At 65.6% G+C, this 1,170-nt stretch carries 1 protein-coding gene; it reads left to right on the top strand.

Annotated features, from left to right (window positions below):
* Positions 1-1,170: GTP-binding protein (locus tag AB0I03_RS26915; RefSeq protein WP_360417438.1), on the top strand; the 1,170-nt coding region annotated here is incomplete at both ends.

Genomic DNA, 1,170 nt, shown 5'->3' with positions numbered 1-1,170 from the left:
CCGAGCGGATCCTGTTCTACACCGGTGTTTCGTACAAGATCGGTGAGGTCCACGACGGCGCTGCCACGATGGACTGGATGGAGCAGGAGCAGGAGCGCGGCATCACGATCACGTCTGCCGCGACGACCTGCCACTGGCCGCTGGACAACGTCGACAACACCATCAACATCATCGACACCCCGGGCCACGTCGACTTCACCGTCGAGGTGGAGCGTTCGCTGCGCGTGCTCGACGGTGCGGTGACGGTGTTCGACGGCGTTGCCGGTGTTGAGCCCCAGTCCGAGACCGTTTGGCGTCAGGCGGACCGCTACGGCGTTCCGCGTATCTGCTTCGTCAACAAGCTCGACCGTACGGGTGCCGAGTTCCACCGCTGCGTCGACATGATCTCGGATCGCCTGGGTGCGACCCCGATCGTGATGCAGCTGCCGATCGGCACCGAGATGGACTTCAAGGGCGTCGTCGACCTCGTGACGATGAAGGCCCTGGTCTGGTCGGCCGAGGCCGCCAAGGGCGAGATGTACGACACCGTCGACATCCCGGACACGCACATCGAGGCTGCCGACGAATGGCGCGGCAAGCTCCTCGAGACCGTGGCCGAGAACGACGAAGAGGTCATGGAGCTGTACCTGGAGGGCCAGGAGCCCACCGTGGAGCAGCTCTACGCCGCGATCCGTCGTATCACCATCGCCTCCGGCAAGGCTGACGTCGTCACCGTCACCCCGGTGTTCTGCGGTACCGCGTTCAAGAACAAGGGCGTGCAGCCCCTGCTCGACGCGGTCGTGCGCTACCTCCCCTCCCCGCTGGACGTCGAGGCCATCGAGGGCCACGCGGTCAACGACCCGGAGGAGATCGTCAAGCGCAAGCCGTCCGAGGACGAGCCGCTGGCCGCCCTTGCGTTCAAGATTGCGAGCGACCCCCACCTGGGCAAGCTCACCTTCATCCGGGTGTACTCGGGCCGCCTTGAGGCCGGCACGCAGGTGCAGAACTCGGTGAAGGGCAAGAAGGAGCGCATCGGCAAGATCTACCGGATGCACGCGAACAAGCGTGAGGAGATCGACGCGGTGGGTGCCGGCGACATCGTCGCCGTCATGGGTCTGAAGCAGACCACCACCGGCGAGACCCTCTGCGACGCGGGCTCCCCGGTGATCCTGGAGTCGATGGAGTTCCCGG

The sequence above is a fragment of the Glycomyces sp. NPDC021274 genome (genome assembly GCF_040641195.1).
Taxonomy (GTDB): Bacteria; Actinomycetota; Actinomycetes; order Mycobacteriales; family Micromonosporaceae; genus Glycomyces.
The sequence above is the reverse complement of the archived record's forward strand: the minus strand, read 5'-3'. Positions and strand labels throughout refer to the sequence as shown.